The sequence below is a fragment of the Pseudomonas sp. NFXW11 genome (genome assembly GCF_049887815.1).
In the GTDB taxonomy this organism is placed as follows: Bacteria; Pseudomonadota; Gammaproteobacteria; order Pseudomonadales; family Pseudomonadaceae; genus Aquipseudomonas.
The window spans coordinates 618,833-638,265 of record NZ_JAGEKI010000001.1 but is presented as its reverse complement, the minus strand read 5'-3'; the positions used below and the strand labels follow the sequence as shown (position 1 = coordinate 638,265).

The window sequence follows — 19,433 nt, the reverse complement described above, 5'->3', positions numbered from 1 at the left end:
GTCTTTTCGAGCGGTCGGCCGGGGCTGTTTGCTGCGTCTCGGGGGTCGCTGCAAAGCGCGCTCTGCGGGTATCCTTGCGCCGCCTTTTGCAGAATGGACTCGCCCCATGTTTATCCCTTCCCGCCGCGTATGGCCGGCCAGCGCCCTATTGCTCGCAACCCTGGCCTGCACCCCGGGCGTACAGGCCAGCAGCTTCGACTGCAGCAAGGCCACCACTCAGAGCGAGCAGGCCATTTGCGCCGACCCTTACACCGCCGGGCTCGACGCGCAGCTGGCCCAGGCCTGGAGCCTGGCCCTGGGCCAGTCCAAAGCGCCCAAGGCCCTGCGCCAGGATCAGCGCCAATGGCTCCAGCAGCGCGAGCAGTGCGCGGCGAACCTGGCCTGCCTGCGGGGCAGTTACCTGAGTCGCCTGATCGAGCTGCGCTATGTGAATCAGCCGTTCAACTGGCCGGGCACCTGGCAGCGCATGTCCCTCAGCCCCTTCTACGCCGGTGAGCTGGTGATTCGCAGTCTGGGCGGCGAGCGCCTGGATTTCGAGATCTCGGGCATGGGGGGCGCCAACTCCGGGGCGCTGCAAGGCGAGGCGCAGCTCAAGGGCGAGCAGGCCAGTTACGCGGCCGAGGGCTGTCGCCTGACTTTCAAGCGCCAGCAGGCGTTTATCGAGGTCAGCCAGGAGGGTGAGTCATACGATTGCGGCGCCGGCATGGGGGTTTCCTATGCCGGGCGCTATGTGCCCTCCAAGCGCGAACTGGAGCTGCACTACGACCTGCTGAGCAGTGCCCTGGTGCGCACCGAAGACGAAGACCGGCAAGCCCGCCAGCTGCTGGGGGCCGACTATCAGGCGCTGCTCGACAGCGGTTCGCTGTTCACCGCGGAAAACTCCGCCGACCTGCCGGATGCCGAGGTCACCGAGCTGTGGCTGCGGGGGGCGGCCAATACCAATGCGGCGATTTTCGTCCGTGGTGCCCAGGGCCAGCTGTGGGTGGCCCTGCTGGTGCTGGTGGACGATACCGATGACGTGCGGGTGCGCTACTACACCACGGTCCCGGAGTGGAGGCAGAGCCTGCCGGACGTGGTGCAGAACTGGTACGAAGCGCGAATCAAGGGCAAGATCAGCCGCCCGGCGCTGGACATGATGCCCTGAGTGCCGGCGCAGATGCCTGGCGGATATTTCGCCGGATGGCGGCTGAAGCCGGCCGGCGCAACTGCTAGAGTCTTGCCCCTGGCGACAGGCCGCCGGCGGCCCCTGGCGGACAAATTCTGACGGTTGGTGACGCGAAGCCTTGGCGAGCGTCTACGACTAGTGCAAGTGACACTGCCGCCGCCGTTATCGGCGTCTGGCACATTGAAATTGGGAGAGTGTGAATGGTCATCAAACCCCGCGTTCGCGGCTTTATCTGTGTGACGACCCATCCGGTGGGTTGCGAAGCCAACGTCAAGCAGCAGATCGATTACGTCACCCAGCAGGGCGCCATTGAAGGCGGGCCGAAGAACGTACTGGTGCTCGGCGCCTCCACCGGCTACGGCCTGGCTGCGCGCATCACCGCAGCCTTCGGCTGTGGCGCCAACACCCTCGGGGTGTTCTTCGAGCGCGGCAGCGTCGACGGCAAGCTGGGCACCGCCGGCTGGTACAACACCGCGGCCTTCCACAAGTTCGCCGAAGCCAAGGGCCTGTACGCCAAGAGCATCAACGGTGACGCCTTCTCCGATGCGGTCAAGGCCGAGACCATCGAAGCCATCAAGCGCGACCTGGGCAAGATCGACCTGGTGGTCTACAGCCTGGCGGCGCCGCGCCGCACTCACCCCAAGACCGGTGAAGTGCTGAGCTCGACCCTTAAGCCCCTGGGCAAATCGGTGACCCTGCGCGGTGTCGACACCGACAAGGAAGTCGTCAAGGAAACCACCCTGCAGCCGGCCACCCAGGAAGAGATCGACGGCACCGTGGCGGTGATGGGCGGCGAAGACTGGCAGATGTGGATCGACGCCCTGCATGAAGCCGGCGTGCTGGCCGAAGGCGCCAAGACCACCGCCTTCACCTACCTGGGCGAGAAGCTGACCCACGACATCTACTGGAACGGTTCCATTGGCGAAGCCAAGAAGGACCTGGACCAGAAAGTCATCGGCATGCGCCAGCAACTGGCCGACCTGGGCGGCGACGCGCGGGTGTCGGTGCTCAAGGCCGTGGTGACCCAGGCCAGCTCGGCGATCCCGATCATGCCGCTGTACCTGTCGCTGCTGTTCAAGGTGATGAAGGAGCAGGGCAGCCACGAAGGTTGCATCGAGCAGGTCTACGGCCTGTACAAGGACAGCCTGTACAACAGCGAGCCGGTGATCGACCAGGAAGGCCGCCTGCGCGCCGACTACAAGGAACTGCAACCCGAGGTGCAGGACCGCGTGAAGCAGCTGTGGGACCAGGTGACCAGCGAAAACCTGTACCAGATGACCGATTTCGTCGGTTACAAGCAGGAGTTCCTGCGCCTGTTCGGTTTCGAGATCGAAGGTGTCGACTACGAAGCCGATGTCGACCCGGACGTGAAGATCAGCAACCTGATCCAGCTGTAATCCGGCTCCCGCGTCACCCCAGCGCCCCTCCCTCGTGAGGGGCGCTGTCGTTTCCGCCCGGGTATTTCCTGTAGGAGCCAGCTTGCTGGCGAAGGGGCCCACGAGCCTTGCATCGCCCTTGCGACCGAATTCGCGAGCAAGCTCGCTCCTACGATGGCCCGACACACCCCACAGTTTTTTGTAGGAGCCGGCTTGCTGGCGAAGGGGCCCGCAAGCCCTGCACCCGGCCAGCGCCTACGAGGGCAGGAGGCAATTGCGCAAGATCGTTCAAGCCAGGAGCCTGGGCAACTGGCACAGTCAGCGTCCGTTCTTTGTGTGCAGGGTGTCATGTCCAGCGTTCTTCTACCGCGCGCCGCCTTTGTTCGCGGCGCCATCGCCATCGTCCCGCTGTCCCTGGCCACCGCGCCCTGGGGGCTGCTGGCCGGTTCCATGGCCATCGAGGCCAATCTTTCGCCGCTGCAGGGCCAGGGGCTGTCGAGCATCGTGTTTGCCGGCGCCGCGCAATTGGTGGCCATCGGCATGCTCAAGGGCGGGGCGGGGATCTTCTCGATCCTCTTGACCACCTTGCTCCTGACTTCCCAGCACCTGCTCTACGGCATGAGCATGCGCTCGGTGATCTCGCCCTTGCCGGGGCGCTGGCGCGTGGGCCTGGGCTTTCTGCTCACCGATGAGCTGTTCGCCCTCACCAGTGCCCACGACAAGCAGCAGTTCGACCGCTGGTACGCCCTGGGCGTGGGCCTGACCTTCTACGTGGCCTGGAACCTGTTCACCCTGCTGGGCATCGTGCTGGGCAAGAGCATTCCCGGGCTTGAACACCTGGGGCTGGATTTTTCCATCGCTGCCACCTTTATCGCCCTGATCACCCCGCTGGTGCGCAATGTGCCGACGGTGGTCTGTGTCGCGGTGTCGCTGTTCTGCTCGGTGCTGTTCAGCTATTGGCACTGGGGCTCGGCGCTGGTGCTGTCGGGCCTGGCGGGCATGACCGCGGGTTTTCTCTGCAACAAGCTGTATCGGGGGCGCGCATGATGGTCTGGGCAGTGATTTTCGGCATGGGCCTGCTGGTCTTTCTCAATCGCTATGTGTTTCTCGAACCGCGGTTGCCGCTGCGCCTGAGCAGCAACGCCCGGCAGTTCCTGGGGTTTGCGGTGCCGGGCATGCTCACGGCGATCTGCGGGCCCATCGTGTTCATGCCCGACCACCAGTTGAACCTGCAGTGGCACAACCCTTACCTGCTGAGCTCCCTGGTGGCCATCGCCCTGGTGATCTACACCCGCAATACCCTGGTCAGCATGCTGCTGAGCATGGGTTTCTTTTTCCTTCTGCGCTGGTGGTTCTGAAGGCGGTTTGCGGTAGCCTGTTGCACCTTCGGCGCAGGCCAACCCACAACCCCAGGAGCAGCAATGACCGAGGAAACGATCCGCATCACCGCTGAGGAAACCCTCTCCAGCAACTGGTACCTGCTGAAGAAGTACAGCTTCGAGCTGCGCCGCCGCGACGGCAGCTGGCAGCCGCAAACCCGCGAGGTCTACGATCGCGGCAATGGCGCCACCATCCTGCTGTACAACCTGGAGCAGCGCACCGTGCTGCTGACCCGGCAGTTCCGCATGCCGGCCTTCGTCAACGACCACAGCGGCTACCTGATCGAGACCGCCGCCGGCCTGCTGGACAACGCCAGCCCCGAGGTGCGCATCCGTCAGGAAGCGGAGGAGGAGACCGGTTACCGGGTCGGCGAGGTGCAGAAGGTGTTCGACGCCTTCATGAGCCCGGGTTCGGTGACCGAACGGGTGCATTTCTTCATTGGCCGCTATCAGGCCGGGGACCGGGTCAACGACGGCGGCGGCCTGGAACACGAGGGCGAGGATATCGAGGTGCTGGAGCTGGATATCGACCAGGCCCTGGGCATGATCCAGACCGGGGAGATCGCCGACGGCAAGACCATCATGCTCCTGCAATACCTGCAACTGCATGTGCTCAAGCCCCGCAGCCTGATGGTGCTGGTGGCCGGCCCTTACCGCTCCGGCACCGGTGACGACCCGGCGCTGCTGGAACGCAATGTAAAGGCCATGGAGCAGGCCGCGGCCCAGGTGCTGGCGGCGGGGCACTTCCCGGTGCTGGGGGAATGGGTGGCGCTGCCCCTGACCCGCCTGGCGGGTTCGCGGGCGGTGGGCGATGGGGTGTATCAAGCGCAGTTCCATGCCTATGCCGAACGCCTGTTGCAGCGCTGCGACGCAGTGCTGCGCATCGGCGGCGCCTCGGCCGGGTCGGACGCCATGGTAGGCATTGCCCAGGGCCTGGGGCTGGCCATCTATCACCAGCTGGAGCAACTGCCCCGGGTCGCTCCCGGCAACTGATGCCTGCCGGCCGCCGCGGCGGCCGGAATTCCCCGATCTCCATGCCCCGGGCCTTTCTTCAGGCCCGGCGGGCAAATACTGTCTATCGTCAATAGGCAAGCGCAGGCTTGCTCAAGCTTCGCGTGGGCTGGAACACACCGCTCGGTTTATCGCTATGGCGCCTGGAGCACTATGGAAAACCTCGGTCTTGATCCTTCTCGGAGGCACGGCACCTCCAACCAGGCGCTGACCCGGGCCACCTTGCTGGGCTGTTCGGGGCTATTGCTGGCGCTGTTCCTGTTCACCGGGGTGCTGCTGGTGTACATCGCCCTCGAGCAGAACCATGACGCCGAGCAGCACAACCGCCTGGATCTCGACAGGGCCCTGCAGGCCTTCGACAGCAGCGCCCGCACCACCCTCAAGGACTACGCCCTGTGGGGCGACGCCTATCAGCACCTGCACCTGCAGGTCGACCTGGACTGGGCCTTCACCCGGCAGAACTTCGGCCCCACCCTGTATCAGGAGCTGGGTTTCGACGGGGTGTTCGTAATCGATGGGGCCGGCCGCACCCGCTATGCCCTGGTGGCAGGGCGCTTGAGCTCGATCGATGCCCGGGACTGGCTCGGGCCGCAACTGGCGCCGCTGGTGGCTGCCACGCGCGAGGCGGGCGGCGGCAAGGCCCTGGGTCACTACCTGGCGATTGGCGACACCCCGGCGCTGGTGGTGGCCGATGTGCTGAGCCCGGGCAACGACCCGCAGGTGCGCCCCGACAGCGGGCCGCAGTCGGTGCTGATCTTCGTTGCCCGGCTCGATCCGCCGCGCCTGCTGGCCCTGGGCCAGGGGTTGGGCATCGAGCAGTTGCAAGTGGCTGCGGCCAAGCCCAGGGACGCGCTGCCGACCCTGGCCTTGCCCGATGGCGCCGGCACCCTGCAATGGCAACCGGCGCGCCCGGGGCACCAGTTGCTGCTGCTGGTGATGCCGCTGCTGTTGCTGGCGGGCCTGCTGGTGGGGCTGATGGCCGGCGTCCTGCTGCGCCGGGCGGCATCAGCGGCGCGGATCATGGACCAACAGGTGCAGGCCCTGCGCGCCAGTCGCTGGGCCCTGGTCAACAGCGAGGAGCGCTTTCGCGATGTCGCCGAAGCCGCCTCCGACTGGATCTAGGAAGTCGACTCACACCTGTGCTTCATCTACCTCTCCGAGCGTTTCGAAGCGGTCACCGGGCTGGCCCGCGAGACGGCCCTGGGGCGGCCGCTGGACGAGTTGCTGAGCGCCGAGCAAGGCTCGTTGCGCCATTGGCTGGCCGCGCCGGAGCGGCGCCAGCAGGGCATTGTGCATTGCCGCTACCTGGACGGCCGGCAGCAGCCGCGGGTCTGTCGGCTGTCGGTGCGGGTGCTGACGGGCGGGGGCTATCGCGGCACCGCTAGCGACATCACCGAGGAAGTCGCGGCCCGCCGTCGGGTCGAGTACCTGTCGCAGCACGACGCCCTGACCGGGCTGGCCAACCGCACGCGCATGCAGGAATTTCTCGAGGGCAAGTTGCTGGCCCTGCCAACCTTGCAGGAACCCCTGCTGATGCTCAGCGTCGATCTGGATCGCTTCAAACCGGTGAATGACCTGCTGGGCCACGCCGCGGGCGATCAAGTGCTGCATGAGGTTTCCCAGCGCCTGTCCCAGTGCCTGCGCAGCGAAGACCTGGTGGCCCGGGTTGGCGGCGACGAATTTGTCCTGGTGGTGCCGGGGCAGGTCAGCCAGGCGGAGATCGAAGGCCTGTGCCGGCGCCTGATCGAACAGATCGAGGAGCCGTTCTACATCGCCGGGCAGGAGGTGTTTATCAGTGCCAGCATCGGCATCGCCCGGGCCCCGACCGATGCCAGCCTGGCCGAAGAGCTGCTGCGCTTTGCCGATATCGCCCTGTACGAGGCCAAGGCGGCGGGGCGCAGCACCTGGCGTTTCTATGCCGCCGACATGAATGTACGGATCATCGAGCGCCGGCGCCTGGAGCAGGACCTGCGGCACGCCATCGAGCAGGACCAGTTGCTGTTGCAGTTCCAGCCACGCTATCGGCTCGGTGACGGCCAACTCATGGCGGCCGAGGCCCTGGTGCGCTGGGAGCATCCGCGCCGCGGGCTCCTGGGCCCGGAGGACTTTATCCCGCTGGCCGAGGACACCGGGCTGATCCTGGCGCTGAGCAACTGGGTGCTGCATGCGGCCTGCCATGCCGCGCGCGCCTGGCCGGAGCGCCTGCCGGTGGCGGTCAACCTGTCGCCCGTGGAATTCCAGCGCGGGCAGTTGCTGGCCAGGGTCGCGGCGACCCTGGATCAGAGCGGCCTGGAGCCCGCGCGGCTGGAACTGGAAATCACCGACAAGGTGCTACTCGATGACACCCGTCCGGTGCTGGCGATCATGCAGGGGCTCAAGGCTCTGGGGGTGCGCCTGCTGCTGGACGATTTCGGCACCGGCTACTCGGCGCTGCAGCACCTGCGCTCCTTCCCCCTGGACGGCCTGAAGATCCACGGCAGTTTCGTCGCCGGGCTGCAGCGCGACCAAGTCGGCCGATCGCTGGTGGAGGCCATCGTCGATCTGGGGCACGCCCTGTCATTGCGGGTGGTCGCCGAAGGCGTGGAGACGCCGCAGCAACTGCAGGCGCTGCGCGAGATGCACTGCGACGAGGTGCAGGGCTTTTACCTGGGGCCGCCGCTGGACGCCGAGGCCTTGTTGCAGCTGTGCCGCCAGCACGCGGATTCCTCACCGTCGATTACCTGAAACCGTCTCAAGCCGCGGTGTCGGGCACTGGCTCGCGGCGCTGGCGGATCGGCAACTCCAGGCGAAAGGTGGTGCCGCTGCCCGGTTGGCTGCGCACGCTGATCTGCCCGCCGTGCTTCTTGACGATGCCATAGGACAGCGACAGCCCCAGCCCTGTGCCCTGGCCCACCGGCTTGGTGGTGAAGAAGGGGTCGAAGATCTTCTGCAGGTGCTGCGGGTCGATGCCGCAACCGCTGTCGCTGACCTCCAGCCACACCTGTTCGCCCTCGACCCCGGTGCTCAGGGTGATGGTGCCGCGCTCCTCACCCATGGCCTGGGCGGCATTGACCACCAGGTTCATCACCACCTGGTTGAGCTGCGAGGGCAGGCACTCGATCTCCGGTAGCTCCTGGTAGTGCTTGATCACATCGGCCTTGTACTTGATTTCGTTGGCGACGATGTTCAGGGTCGAATCGATGCCCTGGTGCAGGTTGGCCAGCTGCCACTGCTGGTCGCTGTCGACCCGGGAGAAGTTCTTCAGGTCCTTGACGATCTGTTCCACCCGGCCGATGCCCTCCTTGGACTCCTTGATCAGCAGCGGCATGTCTTCACGGAGGAACTCCAGGTCGATGCTTTCCCGCAGGCTTTGCAGGCGCTTGCGGATTTCCGGCGCGGCGATGGCTTCCTCGCTTTGGCGATAGGCGCCGAGCATCTGCTCGAGCTGGCCCAGGTAGCCGGCCAGGCTGCCGAGGTTGGAGGAGACGAAGCCGATGGGGTTGTTGATCTCGTGGGCGACCCCGGCCGCCAGCTGGCCCAGGGACGCCAGTTTCTCCGATTGCACCAGCTGGATCTCCAGCTGCTTGCGTTCGTCGATCTCCTGGCGCAGGGCGCTGCTGGTGCGTTGCAGGTCGCTGGTGCGCTGCTCCACCAACTGCTCCAGGTGATGCATTTGCAGTTCGGCGCGGGCGGTCATCTGCCATTTGCTGGTCAAGGTACTGGCCATCTGTTGCACCTCGATATTGTCGAAGGGCTTCTTCAGGATCAGCAACCGGTCGTGGCCCTGCAGGCGTTCGAGCAACTCCTCCCAGGAGTAGTCGGAGTAGGCGGTGCACACCACCACTTGCAGGCGCTGGTCGGCCTGCCACAGGTGTTCGATGGTCTGCACCCCGTCCCAGCCCTGGGGCATGCGCATATCGACGAAGGCCAGGGCATAGGGACGGTCCTGTTCCAGGGCCTGGCAGAGCTTGGCCAGGCCTTCCTGGCCGCCGTAGGCCGAATCCAGCTCGAAGGCCTGTTGCATGGGCTTGGGCGCGGCCCCGAACAACAGGGCCTCGAGGCCGTCCAGGGCACCGTCCTCGGCCGGCGGCGGGGTGAGGATCTTGCGAAAGTCTTCATGGATCGACGGGGTGTCGTCGATCAGCAGGATGCGGCGGTTGCGCAACACGTCCATCTATTGGCCCTCGGCACTGATCAGTGGAACGTCCAGGGTGAAGGTGGCGCCCAGCCCGGGCCCATCGCTGTGCACGCTGAGGCGGCCGTCCATCTCGACGGCCGCCAGGGCGCAGCTGTGCAGGCCGAAGCCGTGACCGTCCTTGCGAGTGGTGAACCCGTGGCTGAAGATCCGCTCCAGGTTCTCGGCGGCGATGCCTTCGCCCTGGTCGCGGACGCTGATGCGCAGGGTTTGGCCATCCACCACTTGGGCGCTGAGGGTCAGCACCCGCAACTGCTCGGCGAGGTCGGACATGGCGTACTTGGCGTTGCTGATCAGGTTGATCAGGATCAGCAACAGGCGGTGCTTGTCGCCCATGATCGGCGGCACCTGGCTGTAGTCACTGACCACCGTGACCTGGTGCCGGGCCAGGGCGCCGGAGTTCATGCGCAGGGCATCGTCCATCAGGTCGGCGACCTGCAGCGGTTCGATCAGGCGCGAAGCCCCGGCGTAGGACTGCTGGGTGGCGACGATTTCCTTGATGTGATCGACGCTGCGGCCCAGTTGCGCCAGCTCCTCGGCCATGCCTTGCTGTTCCGTGGCGATGGCCTCCACCAGCTGGTTGAGGTAGCCAGGCAGCAGCTGGCCTTTCTCGTCCTCGCTGAAGAAGCGCCCCAGGTCGTGCTGGTGCTGGTTGACCAGTTGCATCGCCTTGCCCAGGCCCTGGGCCTTGCTCGAACGCAGGGTGCGGCTGAGGATCTCGCTGGAGATGTTCACGCTGTTGAGCACGTTGCCGACGTTGTGCAGGACATTGGTGGCGATTTCCGCCATGCCGGCCTGGCGCGCGGTGTCCAGCAGCTCGCTCTGGGCTTCCTTGAGCTCGCGGGTGCGTTCCTCGACCCGCTGCTCCAGGTGTTCGTTGGCGCCTTGCAGGTCGGTGTTGACCCGGCGGATCACTCCGTAGCTGCGCACCAGGCGCAGCGCCAGGTAGAGGATCAGCAGCACCAGCAAGGCGGAGAACAGCAGCAGGTACTGGTGCGACCTGTGGTCCCGCAGGTCGGCCTGCAACTGATCGCGGTTGAGCAGGGCGGTGATGTCGTCCAGGCGTTCGGCCACCGGGATCGAGGTGATGCGCTCCAGCAACTCGTTGACCACCGGCTGCTCGCGCAGGATCACCGCCACATGGTTGCTGAGGATATCCACCGGCTCGTGCATGGCCGCGGGCAGGCGTTCCTTGTTGACCGCCAGCTTGTTCAGGCCCACCAGGATGTCCGCGGCCTTGTCGTCGCTGGACACCTGGGCGAACTCCAGGCTGCTGAGCAGCAGGTCGTAGGTATCGATGGCAATGTTCTGCTGGGCCAGGCGCTCGCTGTCATCGAGGTCGGCCAGGCGGCGCTGGATGTCGTCCTCGGCGGTGGGCAGGAAGGCCAGGGAATTGCGCAACACCGAGTTGTGCGACTTGAAGCGCTCCACCAGCCCGGCCTTTTCCTCGAAGGCGGCGAGGAACGCCTGGCGGCTGGCGTGCCAGGCCGTCGGGTCGCTGTGGCCCTGCTGCGAGATCTGCTCCAGGCGGCTCCAGAGTTGATTGATCTGCTGCACCGGGGCCACCAGCGGGTCGTAGTTGTGGGTGATGGCGATGCGCGCCTTGAGCACCTCGGTTTCCCACTGGGCGTTGAGTTGCTTGATATGCCCCACCAGGTCCCGGGACAGGGCGTAGTTCGAGGTCTGGTCGATCACCGTCTTCAGGTAGATAAACGCCAGGGCCATGACCATGCCCAGGGTCAGCAGGGCCAGCAGCAGGTTGGGCACGCGGCGCGACAGCTTCATAGCGGCTTGCCTTGCCACTGGCCGGTGAGGGTCTTGAGAAACTTGACGATCAGGCTGGTGTCCTCGGGGTTGGGCGGGCGCCCCAGCTGGTACTTGAACATCACCTCCACCGCCTGTTCCAGGGTCTGTGCCGAGCCGTCGTGGAAGTAGGGCGCGGTAACCGCCACGTTACGCAGGCTGGGGACCTTGAACACATTGCGGTCCTGTTCGTCGCCGGTGATCAGGAACCGCCCCTGGTCGGCCTCGCTTGGGTTGCCCCGGGCGGCGAAGTAATCGCCCATCACGCCGAACTTCTGGAACATGTTGCCGCCGATATTCACCCCTTGGTGGCAGGCGATGCAGCCGTAGTCCTTGAAGCGCTGGTAGCCGTACTTTTCCTCGATCTCGAGGATTTCGGTGTTGCCCTGCAGGTACTGGTCGAACCGCGAGTTGCCGCTGAGCAGGGTCCTTTCGTAGGTGGCCAGGGCATTTTGCACATTGGCCGCGGTGAGCCCGTCCGGGTACAGGCGGGTGAAGGACTGGCGGTATTGCGGGTCGTTGCCCAGGGTCTGCAGCAGGTTGGGCCAGGTGTTGCCCATTTCGATCGGGCTTTGCAGCACATCGTCGATTTGCGCTTCCAGGCTCTCGGCGCGGCCGTCCCAGAACTGGCGAAAGTTCAGCGCGGCGTTGAACACGCTGGGTGCATTGACCTTGGTGGTCTGCCCCTTGATCCCCAATGACCTGGGCAAGCCGTCGGCGCCGCCCTGGGACAGTTGATGGCAGCTGGCGCAGGAGCGGCTGCCATCCACGGACAGCCGTGGCTCGTTGAACAGCTGGCGCCCCAGCTCCACCCGTTGCGGGTCCAGCTCCGGTGGCGGGGGCAGGGGCTTGAGCGGTTCGTCAAGGGGCGCGGCCCAGGCCACAGTGGTGTACAGCAGCAGGGTTGCCAGCACCGTGAGCCAGGGGCGCGGGCGATGGTGCTGGTCAGCCGTGCTCATGGGGCGCTCCTTGGGCAAATGGGCCCGAAGACTGCAACAACCGGGCGAAGTCGGCCGCAGGCAGGGCCTTGCTGAAGTAATAGCCCTGGCCTTCCTCGCAGCCCTGCTGGCGCAGGAAGGTCAGTTGCTCCAGGGTTTCCACGCCTTCGGCGATCACGTTCAACTCCAGGCTGCGCCCCAGGTTGATGATGGCGCTGACCAGGACCGCGTCCTTGTGGTTGTGGCTCAGGCCGTAGACGAAGGACTGATCGATTTTCAGCACGTCCACGGGAAACTTGCGCAGGTAGCTCAGGCTTGAATAGCCGGTACCGAAATCATCGACGGCCAAGCGCACCCCCAAAGCCTTGATGGCTTGCAGGGTATCCAGGGTGCTGTCGGGGTTCTGCATCAGCACCCCTTCGGTGATTTCCAGCTCCAGCAGCCTGGGGTCCATGCCGCTGGCCAGCAGTGCCGCCTGCAGTTGCTGGAGCAACTGCGGCTGGCGGAAATCGCTGGCCGATAGATTCAGCGACAGGCGAATGGCCGGCAGCCCGGCCTGTTGCCAGGCATGGGCCTGGCGCGTGGCTTCACCCATTACCCACTGGCTGACCCGGTTGATCAGGCCGCTGTCCTCGGCCACCGGAATGAACTGGGCGGGGCTGATCCAGCCCTGTTGCGGGCTGTACCAGCGAATCAGCGCCTCGGCGCCCACCACCTTGCCGGAGGCCAGGTGAATCTTGGGTTGATAGTGCAGGCAGAACTCCTCGCGCTCCAGGGCACGGCGAATACCCGACTCCAGTTGCTGTTGCTCGCGGGCGCGATGGGTCATGTCCTCGGTGAAGAAACCGTAGCTGCCCGGGGCCTGCTCCTTGCTGTTGCGCATGGCCATCTCGGCCTTCTTGACCAGTACCAGGGGGTCCTGGCCATCCTCGGGATAAAGGCTGGCCCCCAGGCTCGCACTGACCCGCAGGTTGTGCCCGGCGATCTCATGAGGCTGGCCCACCGTGGCCAGCAGTTTCTCCGCCAGCGCCCGCACTTGCAGCGGCGTTCGCTGGTCGTGCAGCAGCACCACGAATTCATCGGAGCCGTAGCGGAACACCGAGTCCGACTCACGCATGGCATGCTGCAGGCCATGCGCAGTGCGCTGCAGCAACTCGTCGCCTGCCGGGTAACCCAGGGCATTGTTGATTCGCTTGAAACGGTCGAGCCCAAGGAACATCACCGCCAGGCGCTGGCTGTAGCGTCGGGCCCGGGCCATGGCCTGGCCCAGGCGATCGCCGAGCAGGGTGCTGGACGGCAGGCCGGTGAGCACGTCGTAGTGCAGCATGTGCGAGACCTTGAGCAATTCCTCCACCCGTTCTTCGACGCTGCGTTGCAGGTCGTCGAGTTTCTGCCGCGCGTCCTTGGACAACTGCCATTTCCAGGTCAGGGCGCTGGCCATCTGGCGGATCTCCAGGCTGTCGAAGGGTTTCTTGAGAATCAGCAACTGGTCGTCGAAGGCCAGGCGTTCGGACATTTCCTCGAAGGAGTAATCGGAATAGGCGGTGCACAGGGCAATCTGCAGGTCTGGGTCGGCCTGCCACAGGCGTTCGATGGTTTCCAGGCCATCCCAGCCCGGAGGCATGCGCATGTCGATAAAGGCCAGGGCATAGGGCTGGCCAGATTCTCGGGCCGCCTTGACCTTGCTCAGGGCCTCGCGGCCCTGGAAGGCCGAATCCAGGCTGAAGACCTGCGGCGCTTGGGCCAGTGGGCTGCCGAACAAACGGGCTTCGGCGCGATCCAGATCCTGTTCGGGGCGGGGGCCAAGAATCTTGTGGAAGTCCTCGTGGATCGAGGGGCTGTCATCCACGATCAGCACCCGTCGGTTGACCGGCGCGGACAGCGGGCCCGAAGCGTCCGGCAATCTTTGCTGTGCGTCGCAGTCAGCGTCCATTGGCTTTCCCTAGCGCTCAGAGCCCAAGTTCAACGTTGTCAGCATAGTTACTGGAGCGGCGTTCGCGAGGGGTTTTTTCATCTCATCGGCCCCGGGAAAAAACGCCAAACCTGACTAGGATTGTCTTGGCAATTGTGCCGTTGTCGGTGTTGGAAAAGGGGCGGCGGCGAACGCGATCCAGCACAGGGAGAGGTGATATGGAACAACTGCAACCTGCTGAGCCGGTTCAGCGCCCGAGCCTGTTGCTGGTGGATGACGAGGCCTCGATTCTCAGCAGCCTGCGCCGCCTGTTGCGCAGCGAGCCCTACGAGGTGCTGCTGGCCGAGAGCGGCGCCCGGGCCCTGGAGATTCTTGCCGAGCGCCCGGTGGACCTGGTGCTGAGCGATGCGCGCATGCCGGGCATGGACGGCGCCGCCTTGCTGGCCCGGGTGCGCCAGCTGTACCCGGCCACCCGGCGCATCCTGCTGACGGGCTACGCCGACCTCGACACCATCGTCAAGGCGGTCAACGACGGGCAGATCCACCAGTACCTGAGCAAACCCTGGAATGACGAAGAGTTGTTGCTGATCCTGCGCCAGGCCCTGGCCCTCCAGCAGGCCGAGCGCGAGCTCAAGCGCCTGCAGCAACGGGTGCTGGAACACAACAGCGAACTCAAGGCCAGCAACGCCAACCTGGAAAAGCGCGTGGCCGCGCGCACCGCGGAGCTGCAACAGACCGCCGACATGCTCGACCTGGCCTACGAGGAGCTCAAGCACAGCTACGTGACCGCCACCGAAGTGTTCTCGCTGCTGGCCAACCTGCGCCTGCCGGCGAACAAGCAGACCAACCGCAAGCTGATCGAGCTGGTGCGTGCCTACTGCAAGAGCCATAACCTGGACGAAGCCGAAAGTCGCGACCTGGCCATGGCCGCGGCGCTGTACAACATCGGCAAGCTGAGCTGGAGCGATGCCATGCTGATGGCTCCGGCGGACCTGTTGCGCCATACCGAGCAGGCCCGCTACCGGTCCTATCCCGAGCAGAGCGAATCGGTGCTCCTGGCCCTGGAGCCCATGCAGGACGCAGCGCGGCTGATCCTCCATCACCAGGAACGCTGGGACGGCAGTGGTTTTCCCCAGCGGCTCAAGGGCGAGGCGATTCCCTGGGGGTCGCGCCTGCTCAAGCTGGCGGTGGATTTCATCGAGCTGCAGTGCGGGCTGGTACTGGAGCGTCACCTCAACAGCGACGAGGCCTTGCTGTTTATCCGCAAGTACGCAGGGCGCCTCTATGACCCGGAGCTGGTGGAACCCTTTATCCGGGTCTGCGCCGACTATTTGAGCGACGTGACCCTGGAAGACCCGACAGTGCAGATGCTCGGCACCCGTGAACTGCACGCCGGCATGGTGCTGCGGCGAAACCTCAATGCCGACAATGGCATGTTGCTGCTCAACGCCGGCAAGGTCTTGAGCGAGCTGCTGGTGCAGAAGCTGATTGCCTTCGAGGCGATGGAAGGGGCCAAGTACAGCGTCTTTGTCAGCGTGCCGGAACCTGCCAATCCGCAAACTCGGGAGGGTGGCTAGCCGGCACCGGTGTTTTCAGGAGGTGTTTTGTCTGCGTCGCAGGCAGAATGCCTGGCCGGTTTTCATGGGACCCGGGGCCAGGGCTGTCATGTTCACGCAATCTCCCCATGCCATGAAAGCCTGGTTGCCTGCAATTGCGCTTCACCAGCCAGGGTGGAGCCTATGGATTTCCCAAGGAGAGGTTGTGATGAAAAAAATCTTTACCCTGTTCACCGCCCTGGTGCTGACCCTGGGCCTGGTGGGTGTCAGTGACGCGCGCCAGCCCAAGCAACAGCGGGACTCGGTGGCCGGGGTCTTCGACTATTACCTGCTGACCCTGTCCTGGTCGCCGACTTTTTGCCTGATGCACCCGGACAACGAACAGTGCTCGGGCAAGGGCTATGGTTTTGTCCTGCACGGCCTTTGGCCGCAATACGCCAAGGGCGGCTGGCCGCAATCCTGCCCACCGCTCACGCCCCTGACCGAGGCAGAACGGGCCAAGGGCCTGACTCTGTTCCCCACGGCCAAGCTGATGAACCACGAGTGGAGCAAGCACGGCACCTGCAGTGGCCTGGGCGGCATGGGCTACCTGGAGGCGGCGGACCGGGCGCTGGCCAAGGTGCAGGTGCCCGAGGCCTTGCAGCCTTCGACTGCGGTGCGCTACTTCGAGGCGACGGAAATTGCCCGGCAGTTCCGCCAGAGCAACCCGGGGATGGCCGACAACGGCATCGCCATTCTGTGCAGCGGACCCGAGCTTTCCGAAGTGCGGGTGTGCCTGGACAAGGACCTGGAATTCGGCGCTTGCGGCAAAGGGGTGAAAACCCAGTGCCGCGCCGGACAGATCCGCGTACCGCCAATCCGCTGAGCCCGCCATTGCCCCGCGTAGGAGCCGGCTTGCCGGCGAAAGGGCCCGCCAGCCTTGTAGCGGCCGTGCAGACGCCTTCGCTGGCAAGCGGAACGCCGCCCGGCCAGCTCCTACAGAAGGGGGTTGGGCAACGGCTACAGGTTGCCCAGCAGCAGGCGCAAACGCTCGGCGGTGGCGGCGCTGCAGGGCTGCATCGGTTCGCGCAACTCCGGCCCGATAAACCCCTGCTGGGCCAGCAGGGCCTTGACCGGCGCCGGGTTGGGTTCGGCAAACAGCGCCTGGATCAGCGGCGCCAGCTGCATGAAGGTGGCCCGGGCTGCCAGTAACTGCTGGTCGCCCACCTGCTGCAGCAGTTGCACATACAACTGCGGCTGGATATGCGCCGCGGCCGCAATGGCCCCCGAGGCGCCCAGGCACAGGGCGTTGAACAGTTGCAGATCCTCGCCGCACAACACTTCCACCGCACCGCTGGCCAATAGCGCCAGGGTCTTGTCCAGGCTGCCGCCGCAATCCTTGACTGCGGCAATGCGCGGGTGACGGACGATATTGAGCAGGGTGGCGGTGTCCAGGGTCACCCCGGTGCGGTAGGGAATGTCGTAGACGATCAGCGGCACGCTGGAGGCCTCGGCGACCGTATGGAAGAAGCTTTCCAGGGCCGCCTGGGACGGCCGGATGTAGTAGGGCGCCGGTACCAGCAGGGCCGCCACCGGGCGTTGCAATATGGCCTGTTGACGCGCCAGCAGCGACTTCAGGTGGTTACCCGCCAGGCCCATGATCACCCGCTCGCCGGGGACCACTTGCAGCACTGCGTCGAGCACCGCCAGCTGTTCATCCTGATCCAGCGCCGCAGCCTCGCCGGTGGTGCCGCACACCACCAGCCCGCGCACCCCGCTGTGCAGCAGGTGCTTGCAGAGCCGCTGCAGGGCTTCGAAATCGATGGCGCCGTCGGCGAAGGGGGTGACGATGGGGACCCAGATACCTTGAAACGATGACATGCCTAACTCTCCTGATAGTTGACCGTCGGGTCGTCGTCAGAAGAGTAGAAGGGCAGTAAGCAAGGGGGGAGATCCGTAGCGCTTGGTGTCCTGTCAGCTCATCTGACGGGACACAGCGCCCCGGTCACATGAGCGACTGTTTCTTCGATTTGGAGCTGCAGGCCACACGCACTTCGGCCTTGGCCGTAAGGCCAATGACAGGGAAGCGCAAGGTGATGGCGTTGGACATGGTCGCTGCAAGCTCGAAAAATCAGGCGCTCAGTTTTAAAAGTTGACCCGGGCTTTGTCAATGCCCCCGGTTTGGCAATCGGTGTGCGGTATGGCCATGCACCCCTCTGAAACTGCGCGAGCATGGACATGCTTGCCTGGCTAAGGGTTGATCCAGGTCAGGTTTTCTCGTTCTAGGCCCTTGCACGGCAGTTGCCGGGGCAATCTTTCCCTGCGTTGTGCCTGGCCGAATCTAGACTCGAAGCGGTTGGACCTCGGGTGGCCATGGCCCAAGAGGTCCAGGAAAGTTCTGCAGGCAGGCAGAAGCAGTCTTCGGGAAATCGCAGGATGCGCAAGTTGCTGTTTGGGCAAGACAGACACTTATCTACTTTCCTGCGAGGTTTTTCCGATGAAAAACAATCTCCCGGTGACTCAGAGTGAGCGGGTGTTTCCTGGCGAGCAACGGTTGATCTCGGCCACCGATACCCACGGCAAGATCACCTACTGCAATGATGAATTTGCCGCGGTCAGCGGCTTTTCCCGGGAGCAGCTGATCGGCAGCCCACACAACATCGTGCGCCACCCGGACATGCCCGAGGCGGTGTTCGCCCATATGTGGTCCTACCTCAAGGACGGCAAGAGCTGGATGGGCATCGTCAAGAACCGCTGCCAGAACGGCGATCACTATTGGGTCAACGCCTATGTCACGCCGATCTTCAGCAAGGGCGTGATCGCCGGTTATGAGTCGGTACGGGTCAAGCCCGAGCGTCGCCAGGTGGAGCGCGCCGATGCCCTTTATCAGCGCCTGCGCGGCAAGCAGCAGGCACTGCCCTGGGGCCACAGGGCGGCGCGGGTCGGGGATTTTCTCCTGGCACCGCTGCTGGCCCTGGGCACCACCCTGGGTGCCTATTGGCTGGGGGGCACCTGGGCGGCGCTGCTGGCCTTGGCGCTAGCCTGTTTCGCCCAGCAAGGCTATGCCAGCTACCGCACCCGGCAGATGTTGCGGCGGATCGGCGAGGTGTCCCTGGGCAGTTTCGACAGCGAGCTGATCGCCCGCACCTACACCGACGAGCGGGGGCCGGTGGCGCGCCTGCAGATGATCCTGATCAGTGAGTCGGCGAAAATCCGCACCGCCCTGAGCCGCCTGGGGGACTACGCCAACCAGGCCGCGGCCCTGGCCTCCACCAGCCAGGAGCTGTCGCGCCGAGCCGAATCGGCCCTGGGCCAGCAGCGCGACGAGGCCGATCAGGCGGCCACTGCGATGAACCAGATGGCCGCGTCCATCGCCCAGGTGTCAGTGCATATCCACGACACCGCCAGCGCCGCCGACCAGGTCAACGACCTGACCCGGGTCGGCTCCGAGGAAGTGCGCAACACCCGCCTGATGATCGAGAAGCTGGCAGACACCGTGGATGCCGTCAGCCGCTCGGTGCAGGGTCTGGCCGAGGAGACCCAGTCCATCCAGCAGGCGGCCAACATGATTCGCTCGATCGCCGAGCAGACCAATCTGCTGGCGCTGAACGCTGCCATCGAAGCCGCCCGGGCCGGCGAGCAGGGGCGGGGCTTTGCGGTGGTGGCCGATGAGGTGCGGGCCCTGGCCTCCAAGACCCAGGAGTCGACCATGAGCATCCAGCGCATCATCCAGAGCTTGCAGGACGTGGCCAGCCAGGCGGTGCAGGTGGCGCACCAGGGCAGTGTCGAGGCGCGCTCGGGGGTGAGCCAGGTGATCAGCACCCAGCAGGCCCTGGACGGGATCAACAGCGCGATGGAGCGCATCCAGCAGATGAGCCAGCAGATGGCCACCGCTTCGGAGCAGCAGGCCCAGGTGGCCGAGGAGATTTCCGCGCAGATCACCCGCATCGCCCAGGTTTCGGACCAGAACGCGGAGATCGCCGTGCATTCCTCCAGCGTCGGGGGCGACCTGGCCGTCACCGCCCACGAGCTCAATGCTCTGGTGATCAGGTTCAACGGCTAAGCGCGGCAGGGTAGTTTTGTTCAATACCCCAGGCGGGGCGCTACATACCCTGTTGTGCGATCGATTCGATCCACAAC

General features: G+C 65.1%; 13 protein-coding genes and 2 pseudogenes. 10 read left to right on the top strand and 5 right to left on the bottom strand.

What is annotated here, in order from left to right:
- Positions 1–106 precede the first annotated feature (106 nt).
- The 6 genes and pseudogenes from J4P02_RS02745 to J4P02_RS02720 all read left to right on the top strand — a co-directional run bounded on the left by J4P02_RS02745 (position 107) and on the right by J4P02_RS02720 (position 7,655).
- Positions 107–1,144, top strand: a complete 1,038-nt coding sequence (locus J4P02_RS02745) for a lysozyme inhibitor LprI family protein (RefSeq protein ID WP_426187514.1) — start codon at positions 107–109, stop codon at positions 1,142–1,144.
- Positions 1,145–1,365: 221 nt separating this feature from the next.
- Positions 1,366–2,562 (top strand): enoyl-ACP reductase FabV, encoded by a 1,197-nt coding sequence (gene fabV / locus J4P02_RS02740; RefSeq protein ID WP_426187512.1) that lies wholly within the window; start codon positions 1,366–1,368, stop codon positions 2,560–2,562.
- A 327-nt stretch (positions 2,563–2,889) separates the two neighbouring features.
- Positions 2,890–3,588 (top strand): AzlC family ABC transporter permease, encoded by a 699-nt coding sequence (locus J4P02_RS02735; protein WP_426187510.1) that lies wholly within the window; start codon positions 2,890–2,892, stop codon positions 3,586–3,588.
- Entirely contained in the window at positions 3,588–3,899 is a 312-nt protein-coding gene (locus J4P02_RS02730) for an AzlD domain-containing protein (RefSeq protein ID WP_426187721.1), read from the top strand. The genes J4P02_RS02735 and J4P02_RS02730 overlap by 1 nt, the downstream gene beginning before the upstream one ends.
- 63 nt (positions 3,900–3,962) lie before the next feature.
- Complete coding sequence (nudK, locus tag J4P02_RS02725; RefSeq protein WP_426187508.1) at positions 3,963–4,913, top strand: GDP-mannose pyrophosphatase NudK; 951 nt, start codon at positions 3,963–3,965, stop codon at positions 4,911–4,913.
- 171 nt (positions 4,914–5,084) lie between these two features.
- Positions 5,085–7,655: pseudogene (locus J4P02_RS02720) on the top strand (bifunctional diguanylate cyclase/phosphodiesterase).
- A 7-nt stretch (positions 7,656–7,662) separates the two neighbouring features.
- On the opposite strand, the gene J4P02_RS02715 reads toward J4P02_RS02720, so the two are convergent.
- Genes J4P02_RS02715 through J4P02_RS02700 form a run of 4 tightly spaced genes read right to left on the bottom strand, consistent with a single transcriptional unit; the run spans position 7,663 to position 13,779 of the window.
- On the bottom strand, positions 7,663–9,084 hold the full coding sequence (locus tag J4P02_RS02715) for an ATP-binding protein (RefSeq protein WP_426187506.1): 1,422 nt from the start codon (positions 9,082–9,084) through the stop codon (positions 7,663–7,665).
- Positions 9,085–10,890 carry a DAHL domain-containing protein gene (locus J4P02_RS02710; RefSeq protein ID WP_426187504.1) on the bottom strand — a complete coding sequence of 602 codons (1,806 nt, stop codon included), beginning with the start codon at positions 10,888–10,890 and terminating at the stop codon, positions 9,085–9,087.
- Positions 10,887–11,867, bottom strand: coding sequence for a cytochrome-c peroxidase (locus J4P02_RS02705; RefSeq protein WP_426187502.1), 981 nt, complete (start codon positions 11,865–11,867; stop codon positions 10,887–10,889). The genes J4P02_RS02710 and J4P02_RS02705 overlap by 4 nt, the downstream gene beginning before the upstream one ends.
- Positions 11,854–13,779, bottom strand: coding sequence for a putative bifunctional diguanylate cyclase/phosphodiesterase (locus J4P02_RS02700; protein ID WP_426187500.1), 1,926 nt, complete (start codon positions 13,777–13,779; stop codon positions 11,854–11,856). The genes J4P02_RS02705 and J4P02_RS02700 overlap by 14 nt, the downstream gene beginning before the upstream one ends.
- Positions 13,780–13,976: 197 nt before the next feature.
- Between J4P02_RS02700 and J4P02_RS02695 the strand changes: the two genes are divergently transcribed.
- Together J4P02_RS02695 and J4P02_RS02690 are read left to right on the top strand one after the other, a co-directional pair.
- A complete protein-coding gene (locus J4P02_RS02695; RefSeq protein WP_426187498.1) occupies positions 13,977–15,335 on the top strand; it encodes an HD domain-containing phosphohydrolase in 1,359 nt (452 codons plus the stop codon).
- A 187-nt stretch (positions 15,336–15,522) separates the two neighbouring features.
- Complete coding sequence (locus J4P02_RS02690) at positions 15,523–16,179, top strand: ribonuclease T2 family protein (protein ID WP_426187496.1); 657 nt, start codon at positions 15,523–15,525, stop codon at positions 16,177–16,179.
- A 134-nt stretch (positions 16,180–16,313) separates the two neighbouring features.
- Here J4P02_RS02690 and dapA read toward each other — a convergent pair whose 3' ends face one another.
- Positions 16,314–17,174 (bottom strand): 4-hydroxy-tetrahydrodipicolinate synthase, encoded by an 861-nt coding sequence (dapA, locus tag J4P02_RS02685; protein ID WP_426187494.1) that lies wholly within the window; start codon positions 17,172–17,174, stop codon positions 16,314–16,316.
- A gap of 616 nt (positions 17,175–17,790) precedes the next feature.
- Here dapA and J4P02_RS02680 point away from each other — a divergent pair.
- Both J4P02_RS02680 and J4P02_RS02675 read left to right on the top strand, forming a co-directional pair.
- A pseudogene (locus J4P02_RS02680) lies at positions 17,791–18,120 on the top strand (PAS domain-containing protein); the annotation flags it as partial.
- A gap of 258 nt (positions 18,121–18,378) precedes the next feature.
- On the top strand, positions 18,379–19,356 hold the full coding sequence (locus J4P02_RS02675; protein WP_426187719.1) for a methyl-accepting chemotaxis protein: 978 nt from the start codon (positions 18,379–18,381) through the stop codon (positions 19,354–19,356).
- Positions 19,357–19,433 lie beyond the last annotated feature (77 nt).

Bases quoted from the DNA above. Each gene is read 5' to 3' on its own strand.
- dapA (WP_426187494.1), bottom strand. From the start codon at position 17,174: ATGTCATCGTTTCAAGGTATCTGGGTCCCCATCGTCACCCCCTTCGCC.
- J4P02_RS02700 (WP_426187500.1), bottom strand. From the start codon at position 13,779: ATGGACGCTGACTGCGACGCACAGCAAAGATTGCCGGACGCTTCGGGC.
- J4P02_RS02710 (WP_426187504.1), bottom strand. From the start codon at position 10,890: ATGAAGCTGTCGCGCCGCGTGCCCAACCTGCTGCTGGCCCTGCTGACC.
- J4P02_RS02715 (WP_426187506.1), bottom strand. From the start codon at position 9,084: ATGGACGTGTTGCGCAACCGCCGCATCCTGCTGATCGACGACACCCCG.
- J4P02_RS02705 (WP_426187502.1), bottom strand. From the start codon at position 11,867: ATGAGCACGGCTGACCAGCACCATCGCCCGCGCCCCTGGCTCACGGTG.
- J4P02_RS02695 (WP_426187498.1), top strand. From the start codon at position 13,977: ATGGAACAACTGCAACCTGCTGAGCCGGTTCAGCGCCCGAGCCTGTTG.
- fabV (WP_426187512.1), top strand. From the start codon at position 1,366: ATGGTCATCAAACCCCGCGTTCGCGGCTTTATCTGTGTGACGACCCAT.
- J4P02_RS02675 (WP_426187719.1), top strand. From the start codon at position 18,379: ATGTTGCGGCGGATCGGCGAGGTGTCCCTGGGCAGTTTCGACAGCGAG.
- nudK (WP_426187508.1), top strand. From the start codon at position 3,963: ATGACCGAGGAAACGATCCGCATCACCGCTGAGGAAACCCTCTCCAGC.
- J4P02_RS02745 (WP_426187514.1), top strand. From the start codon at position 107: ATGTTTATCCCTTCCCGCCGCGTATGGCCGGCCAGCGCCCTATTGCTC.
- J4P02_RS02690 (WP_426187496.1), top strand. From the start codon at position 15,523: ATGAAAAAAATCTTTACCCTGTTCACCGCCCTGGTGCTGACCCTGGGC.
- J4P02_RS02730 (WP_426187721.1), top strand. From the start codon at position 3,588: ATGGTCTGGGCAGTGATTTTCGGCATGGGCCTGCTGGTCTTTCTCAAT.
- J4P02_RS02735 (WP_426187510.1), top strand. From the start codon at position 2,890: ATGTCCAGCGTTCTTCTACCGCGCGCCGCCTTTGTTCGCGGCGCCATC.